The organism is Enterobacter sp. 302C9 (assembly GCF_034106085.1).
GTDB classification, from domain to species: domain Bacteria; phylum Pseudomonadota; class Gammaproteobacteria; order Enterobacterales; family Enterobacteriaceae; genus Enterobacter; species Enterobacter asburiae_B.
Genome location: NZ_JAWNBW010000010.1, coordinates 35,154 through 53,660, shown reverse-complemented (window position 1 = coordinate 53,660; position 18,507 = coordinate 35,154). Strand labels below are relative to the sequence as shown.

The 18,507-nt window shown below is 56.7% G+C and carries 15 protein-coding genes; 8 read left to right on the top strand and 7 right to left on the bottom strand.

The annotated features are described in order from the left end of the window. Positions 1 to 2 precede the first annotated feature (2 nt). Complete coding sequence (gene uvrA, locus UR289_RS17250) at positions 3 to 2,825, bottom strand: excinuclease ABC subunit UvrA (RefSeq protein WP_029740212.1); 2,823 nt, start codon at positions 2,823 to 2,825, stop codon at positions 3 to 5. Between the two features lie 251 nt (positions 2,826 to 3,076). Between uvrA and ssb1 the strand changes: the two genes are divergently transcribed. Then, positions 3,077 to 3,607, top strand: a complete 531-nt coding sequence (gene ssb1, locus UR289_RS17245) for a single-stranded DNA-binding protein SSB1 (protein WP_029740211.1) — start codon at positions 3,077 to 3,079, stop codon at positions 3,605 to 3,607. Between the two features lie 62 nt (positions 3,608 to 3,669). Here ssb1 and UR289_RS17240 read toward each other — a convergent pair whose 3' ends face one another. Further along, on the bottom strand, positions 3,670 to 3,951 hold the full coding sequence (locus UR289_RS17240; protein ID WP_008503385.1) for a YjcB family protein: 282 nt from the start codon (positions 3,949 to 3,951) through the stop codon (positions 3,670 to 3,672). Between the two features lie 645 nt (positions 3,952 to 4,596). Between UR289_RS17240 and UR289_RS17235 the strand changes: the two genes are divergently transcribed. Further along, the gene (locus tag UR289_RS17235) at positions 4,597 to 6,162 is read left to right on the top strand and encodes an EAL domain-containing protein (protein ID WP_029740210.1); all 1,566 of its coding nucleotides are present in this window, start codon (positions 4,597 to 4,599) and stop codon (positions 6,160 to 6,162) included. Between the two features lie 6 nt (positions 6,163 to 6,168). On the opposite strand, the gene soxS is transcribed toward UR289_RS17235, so the two are convergent. Next, positions 6,169 to 6,495, bottom strand: a complete 327-nt coding sequence (soxS, locus tag UR289_RS17230; protein WP_013095071.1) for a superoxide response transcriptional regulator SoxS — start codon at positions 6,493 to 6,495, stop codon at positions 6,169 to 6,171. Between the two features lie 98 nt (positions 6,496 to 6,593). On the opposite strand from soxS, the gene soxR reads away from it, so the two are divergent. The 4 genes from soxR (at position 6,594) to UR289_RS17210 (ending at position 11,533) form a co-directional block, all read left to right on the top strand. Continuing rightward, positions 6,594 to 7,052, top strand: a complete 459-nt coding sequence (gene soxR / locus UR289_RS17225; RefSeq protein WP_023331806.1) for a redox-sensitive transcriptional activator SoxR — start codon at positions 6,594 to 6,596, stop codon at positions 7,050 to 7,052. Between the two features lie 368 nt (positions 7,053 to 7,420). Continuing rightward, on the top strand, positions 7,421 to 8,092 hold the full coding sequence (locus UR289_RS17220) for a glutathione S-transferase (RefSeq protein WP_320711054.1): 672 nt from the start codon (positions 7,421 to 7,423) through the stop codon (positions 8,090 to 8,092). Between the two features lie 294 nt (positions 8,093 to 8,386). Continuing rightward, positions 8,387 to 9,736 (top strand): guanine/hypoxanthine transporter GhxP, encoded by a 1,350-nt coding sequence (gene ghxP, locus UR289_RS17215; protein WP_023310059.1) that lies wholly within the window; start codon positions 8,387 to 8,389, stop codon positions 9,734 to 9,736. A 150-nt stretch (positions 9,737 to 9,886) separates the two neighbouring features. Next, positions 9,887 to 11,533 (top strand): Na+/H+ antiporter, encoded by a 1,647-nt coding sequence (locus UR289_RS17210; RefSeq protein WP_320711053.1) that lies wholly within the window; start codon positions 9,887 to 9,889, stop codon positions 11,531 to 11,533. Positions 11,534 to 12,042: 509 nt separating this feature from the next. On the opposite strand, the gene UR289_RS17205 is transcribed toward UR289_RS17210, so the two are convergent. Beyond that, a complete protein-coding gene (locus tag UR289_RS17205) occupies positions 12,043 to 12,930 on the bottom strand; it encodes a LysR family transcriptional regulator (RefSeq protein WP_320711051.1) in 888 nt (295 codons plus the stop codon). A gap of 102 nt (positions 12,931 to 13,032) precedes the next feature. Here UR289_RS17205 and UR289_RS17200 point away from each other — a divergent pair, with 102 nt between their 5' ends. Together UR289_RS17200 and UR289_RS17195 are read left to right on the top strand one after the other, a co-directional pair. Beyond that, on the top strand, positions 13,033 to 13,443 hold the full coding sequence (locus tag UR289_RS17200; protein ID WP_021242769.1) for a CidA/LrgA family protein: 411 nt from the start codon (positions 13,033 to 13,035) through the stop codon (positions 13,441 to 13,443). Continuing rightward, entirely contained in the window at positions 13,436 to 14,125 is a 690-nt protein-coding gene (locus UR289_RS17195) for an LrgB family protein (protein WP_047653092.1), read from the top strand. The genes UR289_RS17200 and UR289_RS17195 overlap by 8 nt, the downstream gene beginning before the upstream one ends. 32 nt (positions 14,126 to 14,157) lie before the next feature. Here the strand turns inward: UR289_RS17195 and actP are convergent, their stop codons facing one another. The 3 genes from actP to acs form a co-directional block, all read right to left on the bottom strand. Further along, positions 14,158 to 15,807: a cation/acetate symporter ActP gene (gene actP, locus UR289_RS17190; RefSeq protein ID WP_033144419.1), complete on the bottom strand. Its 1,650-nt coding sequence runs from the start codon at positions 15,805 to 15,807 to the stop codon at positions 14,158 to 14,160. After that, positions 15,804 to 16,118: a DUF485 domain-containing protein gene (locus tag UR289_RS17185; RefSeq protein ID WP_023310065.1), complete on the bottom strand. Its 315-nt coding sequence runs from the start codon at positions 16,116 to 16,118 to the stop codon at positions 15,804 to 15,806. Before UR289_RS17185 ends, actP begins: the two co-directional genes overlap by 4 nt. 135 nt (positions 16,119 to 16,253) lie before the next feature. Then, on the bottom strand, positions 16,254 to 18,212 hold the full coding sequence (gene acs, locus UR289_RS17180) for an acetate--CoA ligase (protein ID WP_048976116.1): 1,959 nt from the start codon (positions 18,210 to 18,212) through the stop codon (positions 16,254 to 16,256). Positions 18,213 to 18,507 lie beyond the last annotated feature (295 nt).

Genomic DNA, 18,507 nt, shown 5'->3' with positions numbered 1-18,507 from the left:
AATTACAGCAACGGTTTAAGGAAGCGCGCGGTGTGCGAGGCTTCGCACTCTGCAACGGTCTCTGGCGTACCGGAGACGAGAATTTCACCGCCGCCGCTGCCGCCTTCCGGGCCGAGATCGACAATCCAGTCCGCGGTTTTAATCACGTCCAGGTTATGTTCGATGACCACGATGGTGTTGCCCTGGTCTCTGAGCTGATGCAGAACCTCGAGCAGCTGCTGGATGTCGGCAAAGTGCAGGCCGGTGGTCGGCTCATCCAGAATGTAAAGCGTCTGACCGGTGCCGCGTTTTGACAGCTCACGCGCCAGCTTCACGCGCTGCGCTTCACCGCCGGACAGCGTGGTGGCGGACTGCCCAAGACGAATGTAGGTCAGGCCGACGTCCATCAGCGTTTGCAGCTTACGCGCCAGCGCGGGCACAGCGTCAAAGAACTCGCGCGCCTCTTCGATGGTCATGTCCAGCACTTCGTGGATGGTCTTGCCTTTGTACTTAATCTCCAGCGTTTCGCGGTTATAGCGTTTGCCTTTGCACTGGTCGCACGGCACGTAGATATCCGGCAGGAAGTGCATCTCAACCTTGATCACGCCGTCGCCCTGGCACGCTTCGCAGCGACCGCCGCGCACGTTAAAGCTGAAGCGTCCTGGCGTATAGCCGCGTGAACGCGCTTCCGGCACACCGGCAAAGAGTTCACGTACGGGCGTGAAGACGCCGGTATAGGTTGCCGGGTTAGAGCGCGGGGTACGGCCAATCGGGCTCTGGTCGATGTCGATAACTTTATCAAAATGCTCCAGACCCTGGATGTCGCGGTACGGTGCAGGCTCGGCCAGCGTCGCGCCGTTTAGCGCCGTCTGCGCAATCGGGAACAGCGTATCGTTGATCAGCGTCGATTTGCCGGAACCGGACACGCCGGTGATGCAGGTAAACAGGCCAACCGGCAGCGTCAGGGTGACGTCTTTCAGGTTGTTGCCGCGCGCGCCGGTCAGCTTCAGCACTTTTTCCGGATCTGCCGCTACGCGCTGTTTCGGCACCTCAATCTTACGCTTGCCGCTCATGAACTGACCGGTCAGCGACTCGGGCACCGCCATGATGTCTTTCAGCGTCCCTTCCGCGACCACCTGGCCGCCGTGTACGCCAGCGCCAGGGCCAATGTCGATGACGTGGTCAGCCGCGCGGATCGCATCTTCATCGTGCTCGACCACGATCACCGTGTTGCCGAGGTTGCGCAGGTGGACCAGCGTGCCGAGCAGGCGCTCGTTGTCGCGCTGGTGCAGGCCGATGGACGGCTCATCCAGCACGTACATCACGCCGACTAAGCCCGCGCCAATCTGGCTCGCCAGACGGATACGCTGGGCTTCACCGCCGGAGAGCGTTTCTGCCGAGCGGGAAAGCGTCAGGTAGTTCAGGCCGACGTTCACCAGGAATTTCAGGCGATCGCCGATCTCTTTCAGCACTTTTTCGGCGATTTTCGCGCGCTGGCCGGAGAGCTTCAGATTGTTGAAGAAGTCCATCGCATGGCCGATGCTCATGTCTGAGATGGTCGGCAGCGCGGTGTTTTCCACAAACACGTGGCGCGCTTCGCGACGCAGACGCGTACCTTCACAGGTGGCGCAGGAGCGGTTGCTGATGAATTTCGCCAGCTCCTCGCGCACCGCGCTGGATTCGGTCTCTTTGTAGCGGCGCTCCATGTTATGCAGCACCCCTTCGAACGGGTGGCGGCGCACGGAGGTATCGCCGCGATCGTTCATATACTTGAACTCGATGTTCTCTTTGCCGGAACCGAACAGGATCACTTTGTGCACGTTCGGACTCAGGCTCGCCCACGGGGCTTCGACGTCGAACTTGTAGTGCTCCGCCAGCGATTTCAGCATCTGGAAGTAGTAGAAGTTACGCTTGTCCCAGCCGCGAATGGCCCCGCCCGCCAGCGACAGCTCCGGGTTCTGAATCACACGGTCCGGATCGAAATATTGTTGAACACCCAGGCCGTCACACGTCGGGCACGCGCCCGCCGGGTTGTTGAATGAGAACAGGCGCGGCTCGAGCTCGCGCATGCTGTAGCCGCAAATCGGGCAGGCGAAGTTGGCGGAGAAGAGCAGCTCTTCCGCTTTTGGGTCGTCCATATCGGAGACCACGGCCGTGCCGCCAGAGAGTTCCAGCGCCGTTTCAAAAGATTCCGCCAGACGCGTGGCGAGATCGTCGCGCACCTTAAAGCGGTCAATCACCACTTCGATGGTATGCTTCTTCTGCAGCTCCAGCTTTGGCGGGTCGGACAGGTCACACACCTCGCCGTCGATTCGGGCGCGGATATAGCCCTGGCTTGCCAGGTTTTCCAGCGTTTTGGTGTGTTCGCCTTTTCGCTCTTTGATGATCGGCGCCAGCAGCATCAGGCGTTTGCCTTCCGGCTGCGACAGCACGTTATCCACCATCTGGCTTACGGTCTGGGCCGCCAGCGGGACGTCGTGGTCCGGGCAGCGCGGCTCACCCACGCGGGCATACAGCAGACGCAGGTAGTCATGAATTTCGGTAATGGTACCGACCGTTGAACGCGGGTTATGCGAGGTGGACTTCTGCTCAATAGAGATAGCAGGGGACAACCCTTCAATGTGGTCGACATCCGGTTTTTCCATCAGCGACAGGAACTGACGCGCGTACGCAGAGAGCGATTCAACGTAACGACGCTGTCCTTCGGCATACAAAGTGTCGAAAGCCAGTGAGGATTTGCCAGACCCCGAAAGCCCGGTCACGACAATGAGTTTGTCGCGAGGGATTATGAGGTTGATATTCTTGAGATTGTGGGTGCGGGCGCCCCGAACTTCGATCTTATCCATTCACCTTTCCCGGTTGGAACACGGATTGCCTGATTTGTTTGAAGGACAAACGGCTGTCAGAAACGGCTAATTATGACACAATTTGACCTGTTTGAATATACAGTATTGGAATGCATTTTCTGATTGGCTGTGTAACAATGTAGAGTCCGCGAGAGATTTCTGAACCGACTACGCAACTATGCAAATTGCCGCGTGGAAATGGTACACTCGCGCGTTTACACTATTAAGAAACGTATTCAGGAGACACGAACATGGCCAGCAGAGGCGTAAACAAGGTGATTCTCGTCGGTAATCTGGGCCAGGACCCGGAAGTACGCTACATGCCGAGTGGTGGCGCAGTTGCCAACATTACGCTGGCTACTTCCGAATCCTGGCGTGATAAAGCGACCGGTGAGATGAAAGAGCAGACCGAATGGCACCGCGTAGTGCTGTTTGGCAAACTGGCCGAAGTGGCCGGTGAGTATCTGCGTAAAGGTTCTCAGGTCTATATCGAAGGCCAGCTGCGTACCCGCAAATGGACCGATCAGGCCGGCGCTGAGAAGTACACCACAGAAGTCGTGGTCAACGTGGGCGGTACCATGCAGATGCTGGGTGGCCGTCAGGGCGGTGGCGCACCGGCAGGTGGCGGTCAGAGCCAGCAGCAGGGCGGTTGGGGTCAGCCTCAGCAGCCGCAGGGCGGCAACCAGTTCAGCGGCGGCGCACAGTCTCGTCCGCAGCAGCAGTCTGCTCCGGCGCCGTCTAACGAACCGCCAATGGATTTCGACGACGACATTCCGTTCTGATTTCCGCGTGCTGAAAACAAAAAACCCAGACTAGCGTCTGGGTTTTTTTATTCCGTCAGGGATCAGGTAATCACCATCGGCCAGTCTGGCGGCGTGTGGCTCATCGCCTCAACCATCACCACTTTAATATTTTCCCAGACGGCGGCGATATCCAGCAGGGTGATGCCAAGCAGGCCCGTTGCAAACCAGCAGGCCGCACCCAGCCCCAGCAGGGTGCTGATGACAGCAAGACCCGCATAGTCAGATTTACGAAACTGAATGTTCAGCGTGCTGGCTAAAAACATCAGTACCGCACTCAACAAAGGCCAGCGCAGGAGAACCATGCTGGTAGTAATGGTTGCCATAAAACCCATCCTCTATAAAACAGACGAACTGAATGAAACGGTGTTTCTCGTTACAAAATATGTGTGAACTATATCACATTTGTTGATTTATTCGCCAGCATCTGAACGATCAAAAAAGAGGATTTTATTCCTCAGAAAAGGCGATTGCGCGGGCTGGTCCTGCCTTCGGCGCACGAGGAGGCGGAGCCACAGCTTGCCGAAAATGCCCTTCGGGCAAGTGGGGATAGCGCAAATTCAGTTTTTATAAGAGGGGCGTTATTCTCCGCCAATACTCAAAATATTGTGGTGTAGGCTGACTATTTATAAATCAACGAACACAATGCCTCAGAGCAAATAGCATAAAACGTCATGATGAAATTGTACTTTTTTCATGCTGTCAGACGTTTGGCTTAATCAACGATTGTCTGTTGTGTTATCTTCCCGTCTGCCTGACGGGCTGGATAATTATTTTCCTTAATTGAAACGGAACGAATACTTACAGTTTAACTTACGGGAAAATATTATCGGCATAACGAAATTTAAGATTTTTAATACTAAAAGTCAGTTGCTAACTTCGCATGATTCATGCAACGTAATCACCTGTTTAACAAAGCATCCGGCCTTAAGTACTACAGGCGTACAACATGCAGGGATATAGGGCGGGAAATGAATCGTAGCGCGCGGCGCAAAATGCTCAGGGTGGTAGGGATCATCATGGTAGTTATGCTGCCGGTGATGCTTGCGCTATGGTTTGCCCAACTGCGTGCCGTGTCTGAAACAAGCGCCCAGCTACGCACATTTGCTGAACTGGCTTTAGACAAAACAGAGCTGGTTATTCAACAGGTTGAGCTTGCCAGGGACGAGGCGGTAAAATATCAGGGCGAGCTTTGCACGCCGGGACACCGTCAATATATGCTGAACGTTGTTCGTGGTCGCCTGTTTGTCGCCGATTTAATTTACGCTGAAGGTCAGAATTTTCTTTGTTCGACCGTTTTTACACCGGATCACCCCTACGCCATTCCTGTCGCTAATTACACGCGTAAACCTGACGTCGCTATCTATTATTATCGCGATACCCCATTTTATACTGGCTATAAAATGACATATATGCAGCGCGGAAATTATGTGGTGGTCGTCAATCCGCTTTCATACAGCGAAGTCATGTCCGCGGATCATTCTCTCTCCTGGGGTGTGTACGACACGGTAACCAATGCTTTCTTTTCCGTCAGCCAGAAAGCCAATGTTTCTTTATTAAATTCGATGATTCGGGATAAGGAATCGGTATTTCAAAAAGATAACCGCTTTTATACGATCGTAACATCTCCCAAAAGACCGATTGCGGCCATTGTCTCGACATCAAATAAACGCTTTTATGAAACGCTTTATCACCAGGCGACGTTGACGCTACCGCTGGGCATGATCTGCAGCATTATTATTTTGCTGGTATGGTCCCGTACCCATCGTGAACTCAATTCGCCGGGGCGCTTACTGCACCGCGCGCTGAACAAACGACAGCTTTGCGTACACTATCAGCCGATTATTGATATTAAGAATAACCAGTGTGTGGGCGCGGAGGCGCTGTTACGCTGGCCTGGCTTTAACGGCCAGGTGATGAGCCCGGCTGAGTTTATTCCGCTGGCGGAAAATGAGGGGATGAGCGAGCGGATTACGGACTATGTCGTTGAGGAGGTGTTCAACGATCTGGGCCATTTCCTGGCCGAGCATCCGCATCTCTATATTTCGATTAACCTGTCGGCCACGGATTTCCACTCCTCGCGGCTGATCGCCATGATTTCCGACAAGGCCCGCCACTACGCCGTCCGTGCGCAGCAAATCAAAATAGAAGTGACGGAACGCGGTTTTATCGATGTGCCAAAAACCACCCCGGTGATTCAGGCTTTCCGTCAGGCGGGTTATGAAGTCGCGATCGATGATTTCGGTACCGGTTACTCGAACCTGCACAACCTCTACTCGCTGAACGTGGATATTCTGAAAATCGATAAATCGTTTATCGATACCTTAACGACCAACAGTACCAGCCACCTGATCGCCGAGCATATTATCGAGATGGCGCAAAGCCTGCGGCTGAAAACCATTGCGGAAGGGGTAGAGACGGCAGAGCAGGTGAGCTGGCTGTTGAAGCGCGGCGTCCAGTTTTGTCAGGGATGGCACTTCGCGAAAGCGATGCCGCCCCAGGAATTTATGACCTGGCAGCAGCAGCCTTTGCACTGAGGGTGATTAATTCAACTGGTGGCGATAGTCGCTCGGCGTGCGGTCAAACTCGCGGCGAAACACGCGGGAAAAGGTTTGTTGCGACACATAGCCCAGATCCATCGCGATATCAAAAATGGGCCGCTGCGTTGAGCGTAGCGCCTGCGCCGCCAGCAGCAGTCTGCGCTGGCGAATGTACTCACCCAGCGTCTGATGCATGACCGTGCGGAACATTCTCTGTAAATACCATTTCGAATAGCCCGACTTTTTAGCGACCACATCAATGTTCAACGGTTGGTCGATATGTTCATCAATCCATTCAATAAGCGTCTGAATAATCTGCTGATGCGACATAAGGTTGCCCCTCTGTAGATACAACTATCTCGGTTAATTCGTCGTTTTCTCTGCGGGCGAGTATAATTCCTCAAGTTAACTTGAGGTAAAGAGGTTTTATGGAAAAGAGATTGCCGCGCATTAAAGCGCTGTTAACCCCCGGTGAAGTGGCGAAGCGAAGCGGCGTTGCGGTATCCGCGCTCCACTTCTATGAAAGCAAAGGGTTAATTAAAAGCATCCGCAACGGGGGCAACCAGCGTCGCTATACCCGCGACGTGCTCCGCTACGTGGCGATTATCAAAATTGCGCAACGAATCGGAATTCCCCTGGCCACGATCGGCGAGGCGTTTGGCGTGCTGCCGGAAGGGCATACGCTGAGCCCGAAAGAGTGGAAAGAGCTGTCGTCCCAGTGGCGTGAAGAGCTGGACCGGCGTATTCATACGCTGGTCGCGCTGCGTGACGAGCTGGATGGCTGCATCGGCTGCGGCTGCCTGTCGCGTAGCGATTGTCCGTTGCGTAACCCCGGCGACAGGCTGGGCGAGCAGGGGACGGGGGCGCGGTTGCTGGAAGAGGATTGAGATTGTGCGGCCGGTTTGCCGGGTGGCGGCTGCGCCTTACCCGGCCTACAAAACCGGGAACGTAGGCCGGGTAAGCGAAGCGCCACCCGGCAAAAGCATTATAAAGAACTAAAGCGCCACATAAGGGCGCTTTAGTTTTTCCCGGTCTTTGTCTTTCACTCTATCCCGCTGGTTCACGGGAGGGTTTCCCCCGACATCAGCACCCCTCAGTGTCGAGCTGGTTGGGGAGGTTCCGGATTGTGCTGACACTTTAATTCTATGCAAGACCCGTTTTTTCGCCAGCCTCATCGACCGTTTTTTCGACGAATTTTTTTCGCGGTGTTGTTCAATTTTCTATAGTTAAAAAGTATGAATAACAGGAGAAAGCCATGCTCACGGTACACCACCTTAACCAGTCGCGCTCGCACCGCGTGATTTGGGCGCTGGAAGAACTCGGCCTGCCTTATGAGATCGTTCACTACCAGCGCGAAAAGAACATGCTGGCACCGGAGGCTCTTAAAAAGGTGCATCCGTTGGGCAAATCGCCGGTTATCGAAGATAACGGACTGATCCTTGCGGAGTCCGGCGCCATCCTGGAGTACCTGCAGGAGACGTACGATCCCGAGTCACGCCTTAAGCCTTTAGACCCGTCGCATAAGGTGCAATACCGCTTCTGGCTGCATTACGCCGAAGGATCGCTGATGCCGCTGCTGTTAATGAAGCTGGTCTTCAACAGCCTCGGCAAGCCGCCGGTGCCGTTTGGTATCAGAACCCTGGGCAAAGCGCTGGGGCAGGGGGTGCAGAAAGCGTATCTCAACCGTCAACTGGAAACCCATGCGCGCTTTATTGAGTCACATCTTGCCGAAAACAGCTGGTTTGCCGGGGATTCGCTCAGCATGGCCGATATCCAGATGAGCTTCCCGATCTTTGCGCTGCTGGCGCGCGGCGGTATCGCTAATCTGCCGCATATTCAGGCGTGGAAGACAAAAGTTGAGAACACCCCAGGCTGGCAAAGAACCCTGGAACAGGGGGGACCGTTATCTATCCCGGGCGAGGACTGAAATGTAAACAAATTGCGCATAGACGATAACGTTTGCGCATCCTCTGTTTATTTCTTCAGCGTCATAAGGGAATTTTAGCGAAAAACGAGAAAGTTCAGTTGAAAAGGGCGGGGATTACGCTAGATAATCGTTTGCCTTAATTTGACCACCCGTTTGTAAGCGCGGAGCTAAACGTTTGCTTTTTTTGTGACGCCCTTTCGTCACAAACGCAACACAAGGATTTGACGTTTAGCTGGCAGTGGCGTCTCCACCTCGCTTACGGACTTCCTAAAAAACTCTCAGGGGATGTTTTCTATGTCTACGCCATCTGCGCGTACTGGCGGTTCACTTGACGCCATGTTTAAAATTTCGGCCCGCGGCAGCACCGTGCGCCAGGAAATTGTTGCCGGTTTGACAACGTTTCTGGCGATGGTTTATTCCGTCATCGTTGTGCCGGGCATGCTGGGCAAAGCAGGCTTCCCGCCAGCGGCTGTCTTTGTGGCGACCTGTCTTGTGGCCGGCGTGGGCTCCATCGTGATGGGTCTGTGGGCGAACCTGCCGCTGGCGATTGGTTGCGCCATTTCCTTGACCGCGTTTACCGCGTTCAGCCTGGTGCTGGGTCAGCACATCAGCGTACCGGTTGCGCTGGGTGCCGTGTTCCTGATGGGTGTGCTGTTTACCGTGATTTCAGCGACCGGCATCCGTAGCTGGATTTTGCGCAACCTGCCGCAGGGCGTGGCGCACGGTACCGGTATCGGTATCGGCCTGTTCCTGTTGCTGATCGCCGCCAACGGCGTTGGTCTGGTCATCAAGAACCCGCTGGACGGTCTGCCGGTAGCGCTGGGCCACTTCGCCAGCTTCCCGGTGATTATGTCGCTGATCGGTCTGGCGGTGATTATCGGTCTGGAAAAACTGAAAGTCCCGGGCGGCATTCTGCTGACCATTATCGGCGTTTCTATTGTCGGCCTGATTTTCGATCCAACCGTACACTTCTCCGGTATCTTCGCCATGCCGTCGCTGAGCGATGACAAAGGCAACTCCCTGATTGGCAGCCTGGATATCGTTGGCGCGCTGAACCCGGTGATCCTGCCAAGCGTGCTGGCGCTGGTCATGACCGCCGTGTTTGACGCGACCGGTACCATTCGTGCGGTGGCCGGTCAGGCGAACCTGCTGGATAAGGACGGTCAGATTATTGATGGCGGCAAAGCGCTGACCACTGACTCCCTGAGCAGCGTCTTCTCCGGTCTGGTGGGCGCGGCGCCTGCGGCGGTGTACATCGAGTCCGCAGCGGGTACGGCGGCAGGCGGTAAAACCGGCCTGACGGCGATCACCGTCGGCGTGCTGTTCATGCTGATCCTGTTCCTCTCTCCGCTCTCCTATCTGGTTCCGGCGTATGCGACCGCGCCAGCGCTGATGTACGTTGGCCTGCTGATGCTGAGCAACGTAGCGAAAATCGACTTTGCGGACTTCGTGGACGCGATGTCTGGCCTGATTACCGCGGTCTTCATCGTCCTGACCTGTAACATCGTGACCGGCATTATGATCGGCTTCGCGTCGCTGGTGATTGGTCGTCTGGTCTCCGGTGAATGGCGCAAGCTGAACGTCGGCACCGTGATTATCGCCGTTGCGCTGGTAGCGTTCTACGCGGGCGGCTGGGCAATCTAAGTTGTCCATTGATGCGAAAACGGGTGGCTCAGGCCGCCCGTTTTTATTTTCAGGACTCATCCTGTTGCCTTTTGCGTTACTCTGGAGAAGATAGAATAAAAGGCACGACGCCTTCCGGAGTACATAAGCAACACAGCAAACAGGGAACGCATGGAAATCTTCTTCACAATACTCATCATGACCCTTGTGGTCTCGCTATCCGGGGTGGTTACACGCGTACTGCCCTTTCAGGTCCCCCTGCCATTAATGCAAATTGCCATCGGCGCGCTGCTGGCTTGGCCGACGTTTGGCCTGCACGTGGAATTTGACCCCGAACTGTTCCTCGTGCTGTTTATCCCGCCACTGCTGTTTGCCGATGGCTGGAAAACGCCCACCCGCGAATTCCTTGAGCACGGGCGCGAGATCCTCGGCCTGGCGCTGGCGCTGGTGGTGGTCACCGTCGTCGGGATTGGTTTTCTGATCTACTGGGCGGTACCGGGTATTCCATTAATACCGGCTTTTGCGCTGGCCGCCGTGCTGTCGCCAACCGATGCCGTGGCGTTGTCCGGCATTGTGGGTGAAGGTCGTATTCCGAAGAAAATCATGGGGATTTTACAGGGTGAGGCGCTGATGAACGACGCCTCCGGCCTGGTCGCCCTGAAGTTTGCCGTGGCCGTTGCGATGGGCACGATGGTCTTTACCATCGGCGGCGCAACCCTGGAATTCTTCAAGGTGGCGATTGGCGGTATTCTGGCGGGCTTCGTGGTGAGCTGGCTGTACGGCCGCTCATTGCGCTTCCTCAGCCGCTGGGGCGGCGATGAGCCCGCAACGCAGATCGTACTGCTGTTCCTGCTGCCGTTTGCCTCTTATCTGATTGCCGAACATATCGGCGTGTCGGGCATTCTGGCTGCGGTTGCGGCGGGGATGACCATCACCCGTTCCGGCGTAATGCGTCGCGCGCCGCTGGCCATGCGTCTGCGTGCCAACAGCACCTGGGCCATGCTGGAATTTGTCTTTAACGGCATGGTGTTCCTGCTGTTGGGCCTGCAACTGCCGGGCATTATGGAATCCTCGCTGGTGGCGGCGGAGGCCGATCCGAACGTTGAGGTCTGGATGCTGTTTACCGACATCGTGCTGATCTACATGGCGCTGATGCTGGTGCGTTTCGGCTGGCTGTGGACGATGAAAAACTTCAGCGTACGTTTCCTGAAGAAAAAGCCGATGGAGTTCGGCTCGTGGACAACGCGTGAGCTGCTGATCGCCTCTTTTGCGGGCGTACGCGGGGCGATCACCCTTGCCGGTGTACTCTCCATTCCGCTGCTGCTGCCCACGGGCGACGTCTTCCCGGCGCGCTACGAGCTGGTCTTCCTGGCGGCGGGCGTGATTCTGTTCTCCCTGTTTGTCGGCGTGATTATGCTGCCGATTTTACTCCAGCATATTGATGCCGGTGATTCGACCCAGCAGCATAAAGAGGAGCGTATTGCCCGGGCGGCCACCGCCGAAGTGGCAATTGTCGCGATTCAGAAAATGGAAGAGCGTCTGGCCGCGGATGCGGAAGAGAACATCGACAATCAGCTGCTGACGGAAGTCAGTTCCCGCGTGATTGGTAACCTGCGCCGCCGCGCGGACGGGCGTAACGATGTGGAAAGCTCGCTGCAGGAGGAAAACCTGGAGCGCCGGTTCCGCCTGGCGGCGCTGCGCTCCGAGCGCGCCGAGCTGTACCATCTGCGCGCCACGCGGCAGATCAGCAACGAAACGCTGCAAAAGCTGCTGCACGATCTGGACCTGCTGGAAGCGCTGTTGATAGAGAATCAGTAGCGCTGTTTTTGCCCGGTGGCGCTGCGCTTACCGGGCCTGCGTGCTCGATCGGTTCCCTCTCCTTGTGGGCTGCGGGTTTCCCACAAAATAATGCCTGCACGGACGACCCCCTCTCCCTTGAGGGAGAGGGCTGGGGTGAGGGGGAACATACGGCTGTGGAGGTCATTCCGTTCACTTTATGTTCCTTGCTACTCTGTAACGACATGACCGGTGAACGTGCCAGGGTGGCTCAATCGCCACCACCCTGGCGACCCGGGCTCCCGGCGGTAAATCGCCGCTTCGCGGTGCCCTCAGCTTATTCCTTCAGGCTATCGGGTCGGGCATGAGCCTGCATCCCTGCAGGCCACGCCCTCTCGGCGCATCCCTGCGCCTCGCCCCGGCCTTACGGAAACGCTTCGGCGATTTACAGCCGGACCAGGGTGTCGCTGTAAGCCATTAATTTTGCAGGAGAAGTGTTCATCGCTTCAGGCAAAAAATTACTGGGGATTCCTCAGCCCTGTGGGAGAGGGTTAGGGTGAGGGCACCCAAAACCCCTCACAACACTGCAGCCACGCCTGCGCGCTCTGCGATAAATACACCCCTTCGCGCCAGATCATCCCCAGCTGCCAGTGCAGGTCGCTCTCCAGCGGGATCCAGCGCAGCGTGTTTTTATCCAGACGCTCGCAAATCGGCTGCGGCAGGATGGCAATCCCCACGCCGGCCTGCACCATCGCCGCCAGGAAATCCCACTGTCCGCTGCGCACCGCTATGCGCGGCTTGACGTTATGCTGGTTAAACAGCGTCATCAGCTGGCGGCTGAGGGCGAAGTCTTCGTTGTAGATCAGCAGAGGGTGCTCGCCGAGCAGTTCAGGTCTCACCGAGTCCAACTTCAGCCAGTCGCCGGAGCGGGGAACCAGCACGCACAGCGGGTGGCTAAAGAGCGGAAGCGTCGCCAGACCGCTCTCTTCCTCAACGGGGAGGACGGTCATTGCCACGTCGAGCTCGCCGTTGGTGACGGCCTGCTGGACGGTTAACCCACCAAACTCCGAAATCTTCAGCTCAACGCCGGGATAACGCTGGCGAAACAGGCTAATCGGCCCGGCCATCATCATCCCCACCATGGGCGGAATGCCGAGGCGAAGCACTCCTTTCTTCAGATGATTGATATCGCCCAGCTCTGCTTCCAGCTGGCGAAACTCCGCCAGAATCGCCAGCCCGCGTTCGAATACTACGCGTCCGGTGTCGGTCAGCAACAGCTTGCGCCCGTCGCGGATCAGCAGGGTACAGTTCAGTTCATCTTCGAGGTTTTTCAGCATCTTGCTGATGGTGGGCTGGGTAACAAACAACTTCTCCGCTGCGCGGGTAAAACTTTGCTGACGAACCACTTCGACAAAATAGCGCAGCGTTCTTATGTCCATGATTATTCCTCGAAACTATACCTTTGATGATTTTAATTCATTTCAGTCCATACCGTGCGCTCTCTATACTGGCGCCTCGTCTCATTTTTGAGGAAAACCCCCATGGCCGTGGCGTTAAGCCGTGTTACGCCTGCCGTTGTGCAACGACTCCAGGTCCCGGTGCAGGTACTGCTCTACGCGGGACTGTTTGTTTTCGCGGAATATCTTGTCGGCTGGCTGCATCTGCCGCTGCCCGCCAATCTTGTCGGGATGCTGCTAATGCTGACGCTTATTCTGTGCCGCGTGATCCCCCTTAACTGGGTGCGCGCCGGGGCGCGCTGGCTGCTGGCGGAGATGCTGCTGTTCTTTGTTCCGGCGGTGGTGGCGGTGGTGAACTATGCGCAGCTGCTGATGGTGGACGGCTGGCGAATCTTTGCGGTTATCGCGCTAAGCACGCTGATGGTGCTGGGGGCGACCGCCTGGGTGGTGGATAAAGTGTATCGCTTTGAAATCAGCAGGCACAAACATGACTAATTTTCAGGTCAGCGTCTTGTGCCTGATTGCGACGCTGGCGATCTACTTTGCCAACAAGCGGCTGTATCGCCGCTTTCATGCCCTGCCGCTGATGCCGCTGGTCTTCACGCCGATCCTGCTGGTGCTGATGCTGGTCTTCGGCCATATCTCCTGGCAGAACTACATTGGCGAATCCCACTGGCTGCTGTGGCTGCTCGGCCCGGCGACCATCGCTTTTGCCGTCCCCGTTTACGACAACCTGGCGATTATCAAACGCCACTGGATGTCGCTCAGCGCGGGCGTGATCACCGCCACGGTGGTCGCGGTGTGTAGCTCCGTCTGGCTGGCGCGGCTGTTTACGCTGCCCGATGAAATTCAGCGCAGCCTGGCGGTGCGTTCGGTGACCACGCCGTTTGCGCTGGCGGCCGCTAAACCGCTCGGCGGGCAGCCGGACCTGGTGGCGCTGTTTGTTGTCGTGACGGGTGTGTTCGGTATGGCGGTCGGCGATATGTTGTTCCTGCGCTTGTCGATCCGGGAAGGGATGGCGAAAGGCGCGGGGTTTGGCGCGGCGTCGCACGGGGCTGGCACGGCACGTTCGTATGAGCTGGGGCAGCAGGAGGGCGTTGTCGCAAGCCTGGTAATGATGCTCTCAGGCGTAGTGATGGTGCTGATTGCGCCGCTGGTGGCGTGGGTGATGTTTTAAGCTCCCCGGCCAGAATGACCGGGGAGAAAGGCTTAGTGCGCGCGGCCCTGCTCAACGCCCAGGCCGGTTTGAGAACGGATGAACTGGGCGCGGAATTTCTCTCGCTCCAGGTTACCCTCCGGCGAATTGTCGGTGGCCGAGAAGAACCAGATGCCGATAAACGCCACGGCGATCGAGAACAGCGCCGGGTATTCATACGGGAAGATAGCGCTTGCGTGACCGAGGATCTGCACCCAGATGGTCGGGCCCAGAATCATCAGGATCACCGCCGTCAGCAGCCCCAGCCAGCCGCCAATCATCGCGCCGCGCGTGGTCAGCTTCGACCAGTACATGGAGAGCAGGATGATCGGGAAGTTACAGCTTGCCGCAATCGAGAAGGCCAGCCCCACCATAAACGCGATGTTCTGCTTCTCAAACAGAATGCCTAACAGAATCGCCACGACGCCCAGCACCAGCACGGTGATTTTCGAGACCTTCAGCTCGTCGCGCTCGCTCGCGCCTTTGCGGATAACGTTGGCGTAGAGGTCATGCGACACCGCAGACGCGCCGGCGAGCGTCAGCCCAGCAACTACCGCAAGAATGGTGGCGAAGGCCACGGCGGAGATAAAGCCGAGGAACAGGTTACCGCCCACCGCGTCCGCCAGGTGCACCGCCGCCATGTTGTTACCGCCAATCAGCGCGCCCGCCGCGTCTTTAAACGCCGGGTTCGCCCCCACCAGCATGATCGCGCCAAAGCCGATGATAAAGGTCAGTATGTAGAAGTAACCCATAAAACCGGTGGCGTAGAAGACGCTCTTGCGTGCTTCACGCGCATCGCTCACGGTGAAGAAGCGCATCAGGATATGCGGCAGGCCCGCGGTACCGAACATCAGGCCGAGACCGAGCGAGAGCGCGGATATCGGGTCTTTCACCAGCCCGCCCGGGCTCATGATCGCTTCCCCTTTCGGGTGGACCGCCATCGCTTCGGTGAACAGGTTATTGAAGCTGAACCCGACGTGCTTCATCACCATAAAGGCCATAAAGCTGGCGCCGAATAGCAGCAGGACGGCTTTGATGATCTGCACCCAGGTGGTTGCCAGCATGCCGCCGAACAGCACGTACATCACCATCAGCACGCCAACCAGCACCACCGCGACGTGGTAGTTCAGGCCGAACAGCAGTTCGATCAATTTACCCGCGCCGACCATCTGCGCAATCAGGTACAGCGCCACCACCACCAGCGAACCGCAGGCGGAGAGGGTGCGAATCGGCCCCTGCTTCAGGCGATAGGAGGCCACGTCAGCGAAGGTATAGCGGCCCAGGTTACGCAGGCGTTCGGCAATCAGGAACAGGATGATCGGCCAGCCGACGAGGAAGCCGAGGGAATAAATCAGGCCGTCATAGCCGGATGTATACACCAGCGCGGAGATCCCGAGGAACGAGGCGGCGGACATAAAGTCACCCGCAATCGCCAGCCCGTTCTGGAAGCCGGTAATGTTGCCGCCCGCGGTGTAGTAATCGTTACGGGAGCGCACGCGTTTCGACGCCCAGTAGGTGATGTACAGCGTCAGCAGGACGAAAATCAGGAACATCACAATGGCCTGCCAGTTGGTTGGCTGGCGCTGGACCTCGCCGGTAATGGCATCCGCCGCGTGGGCGGCAAAGGGAAGCGTGGCGGCGAGCGCCGTCAGAACTCTCTTCATGATGCTTTTACCTCTTGCAGTACCGCTTTATTAAGTCGATCGAATTCACCGTTCGCGCGCCAGACGTAGACGCCGGTCAGCAGGAATGAAATCACAATCACGCCAATGCCAATCGGAATACCGCGCGTTACGCTGGTCCCCTCGTGCAGCGGGGTGCCCAGCCAGTGCGGGGCAAAGGCGATCAGCAGAATAAAGCCGACGTAGATAACCAGCATGATGATGGAAAGGATGAAGGCAAACCGTTGCCGCTTATCGACGAGCTCCCTGTAGTGCGCACTATTCTCTATCTGCTGACAAATATCGTTATTCATCACAGAGTCTCCAAAGGTAAGGTAGGTTTGTTTTTAGTCCCCTCTCCCTTTTGGGGAGAGGGTTAGGGTGAGGGGAGGAAGGTGCGGTCTGATGCCCTCACCCCAGCCCTCTCCCACAGGGAGAGGGAGAAAACACTAGGAAGGCATCGCGATGGCCTGCTTCTCTTCGAGCAGTTTTTCCACCACGCCAGGATCCGCGAGCGTTGAGGTATCACCGAGGTTGCTGGTGTCTCCAGCCGCGATTTTGCGCAAAATACGACGCATAATTTTGCCGGAACGGGTTTTCGGCAGCGAGTCGGTCCAGTGCAGCACGTCCGGCGTCGCCAGCGGGCCAATCTCTTTACGCACCCAGTTGCGCACCTCAGCGTAGAGCTCAGGCGACGGTTCTTCACCGTGGTTCAGAGTGACATAGGCGTAAATCGCCTGGCCTTTGATGTTGTGCGGAATGCCCACAACCGCCGCTTCGGCAATCTTCGGATGCGACACCAGCGCCGATTCAATCTCAGCGGTGCCCAGACGGTGGCCGGAGACGTTCAGCACGTCGTCCACGCGCCCGGTTATCCAGTAATAGCCGTCTTCGTCACGACGCGCGCCGTCGCCGCTGAAGTACATGTTTTTAAAGGTCGAGAAGTAGGTCTGCTCGAAGCGATCGTGATCGCCGAACAGGGTACGCGCCTGACCCGGCCAGGAGTCTGTGATCACCAGGTTGCCTTCGGTGGCGCCTTCCAGCGGGTTGCCTTCGTTATCCACCAGCGCAGGCTGCACGCCGAAGAACGGACGGGTTGCGGAACCGGCCTTCAGCTGCGTGGCGCCCGGCATCGGAGTGATCATGAAGCCGCCGGTTTCGGTCTGCCACCAGGTGTCCATCACCGGGCATTTCTCGTTGCCGATTTTCTTCCAGTACCACTCCCAGGCTTCCGGGTTGATTGGCTCACCCACGGAACCGAGGATGCGCAATGAAGAGCGGTCAGTGCCTTCGATGGCTTTATCGCCTTCCGCCATCAGTGCGCGGATCGCCGTTGGCGCGGTGTAGAGAATGTTGACCTGGTGTTTGTCGACCACCTGACACATACGCGCCGGGGTCGGCCAGTTTGGTACGCCCTCAAACATCAGCGTTGTTGCGCCACAGGCCAGCGGTCCGTACAGCAGGTAGCTGTGTCCGGTAACCCAGCCCACGTCGGCGGTACACCAGTAGATGTCGCCCGGATGGTAGTCGAAGACGTATTTGAAGGTGGTGGCCGCATAGACCAGATAGCCGCCGGTGGTGTGCAGGACGCCTTTCGGCTTACCGGTGGAGCCGGAGGTATAAAGAATGAACAGCGGATCTTCTGCGTTCATCTCTTCCGGCTGATGCTGGTCGCTCGCGTTCTCAATCAGGTCGCTCCACCACAGGTCGCGCCCCTCGGTCCAGTCGATTTTGCCGCCGGTACGCTTAAGGACGATGACGTTACTGACCGTTTTGACGTTCGGGTTTTTCAGCGCTTCGTCGACGTTTTTCTTCAGTGGGATACCGCGTCCGGCGCGCACGCCTTCATCGGCGGTGATCACCAGTTTTGAACTGGAATCGACAATACGGCCCGCAACCGCCTCTGGCGAGAACCCGCCGAAAATCACCGAGTGGATCGCGCCGATACGCGCGCAGGCCAGCATGGCCACCGCAGCTTCCGGCACCATCGGCATATAGATAGCGACCACATCGCCTTTTTTAATGCCCTTTTCCAGCAGGACGTTGGCGAAGCGGCACACGTCGCGGTGCAGCTCTTTGTACGTAATATGTTTGCTTTGCGAGGCGTCATCGCCTTCCCAGATGATGGCCGTCTCATTCCCGCGCTCGGCGAGGTGACGATCGAGGCAGTTCGCCGCCAGGTTCAGGGTGCCATCTTCATACCATTTAATGGAGACATTGCCGGGCGCAAAGGAGGTGTTCTTCACCTTCTGATAAGGTTTGATCCAGTCAAGGATATGGCCCTGCTCACCCCAGAAGGTGTCCGGGGCGGTGATAGATTGCTGATATTTCTCGTGGTACTGCTCCGGGGTGATCAGGCAACGGTCCGCAATATTTGCGGGAATGTCGTGTTTATGTATTTGGCTCATGGCTTTTTTTCTCCTTGTAAGATGTTAATAATATGTCGCAAAAACGTTAATTGTAGGGGCTTTACAAGCTTTGTTTATTATTTGGGCTACAGATCACGCATTGTTTGAATAGTATGAAAATTGAGCGAATGAAACTTTGAAGGAAAATAATTGATGCTGACGATTATTCACATTTATGTTTAAAAAAGCGTTTTTATAACAAAAGGTTATTTATCAGAATTAGAACAAACTCCCGTCATCGTCGCTTTTGTGAGTGAAACGCGTCGTTCTTTAAGGCTTGCGCAACAGGTCGCGC

Coding starts and splice junctions, on each gene's coding strand:
- uvrA (WP_029740212.1), bottom strand. CDS start 2,825: ATGGATAAGATCGAAGTTCGGGGCGCCCGCACCCACAATCTCAAGAAT.
- ssb1 (WP_029740211.1), top strand. CDS start 3,077: ATGGCCAGCAGAGGCGTAAACAAGGTGATTCTCGTCGGTAATCTGGGC.
- UR289_RS17240 (WP_008503385.1), bottom strand. CDS start 3,951: ATGGCAACCATTACTACCAGCATGGTTCTCCTGCGCTGGCCTTTGTTG.
- UR289_RS17235 (WP_029740210.1), top strand. CDS start 4,597: ATGAATCGTAGCGCGCGGCGCAAAATGCTCAGGGTGGTAGGGATCATC.
- soxS (WP_013095071.1), bottom strand. CDS start 6,495: ATGTCGCATCAGCAGATTATTCAGACGCTTATTGAATGGATTGATGAA.
- soxR (WP_023331806.1), top strand. CDS start 6,594: ATGGAAAAGAGATTGCCGCGCATTAAAGCGCTGTTAACCCCCGGTGAA.
- UR289_RS17220 (WP_320711054.1), top strand. CDS start 7,421: ATGCTCACGGTACACCACCTTAACCAGTCGCGCTCGCACCGCGTGATT.
- ghxP (WP_023310059.1), top strand. CDS start 8,387: ATGTCTACGCCATCTGCGCGTACTGGCGGTTCACTTGACGCCATGTTT.
- UR289_RS17210 (WP_320711053.1), top strand. CDS start 9,887: ATGGAAATCTTCTTCACAATACTCATCATGACCCTTGTGGTCTCGCTA.
- UR289_RS17205 (WP_320711051.1), bottom strand. CDS start 12,930: ATGGACATAAGAACGCTGCGCTATTTTGTCGAAGTGGTTCGTCAGCAA.
- UR289_RS17200 (WP_021242769.1), top strand. CDS start 13,033: ATGGCCGTGGCGTTAAGCCGTGTTACGCCTGCCGTTGTGCAACGACTC.
- UR289_RS17195 (WP_047653092.1), top strand. CDS start 13,436: ATGACTAATTTTCAGGTCAGCGTCTTGTGCCTGATTGCGACGCTGGCG.
- actP (WP_033144419.1), bottom strand. CDS start 15,807: ATGAAGAGAGTTCTGACGGCGCTCGCCGCCACGCTTCCCTTTGCCGCC.
- UR289_RS17185 (WP_023310065.1), bottom strand. CDS start 16,118: ATGAATAACGATATTTGTCAGCAGATAGAGAATAGTGCGCACTACAGG.
- acs (WP_048976116.1), bottom strand. CDS start 18,212: ATGAGCCAAATACATAAACACGACATTCCCGCAAATATTGCGGACCGT.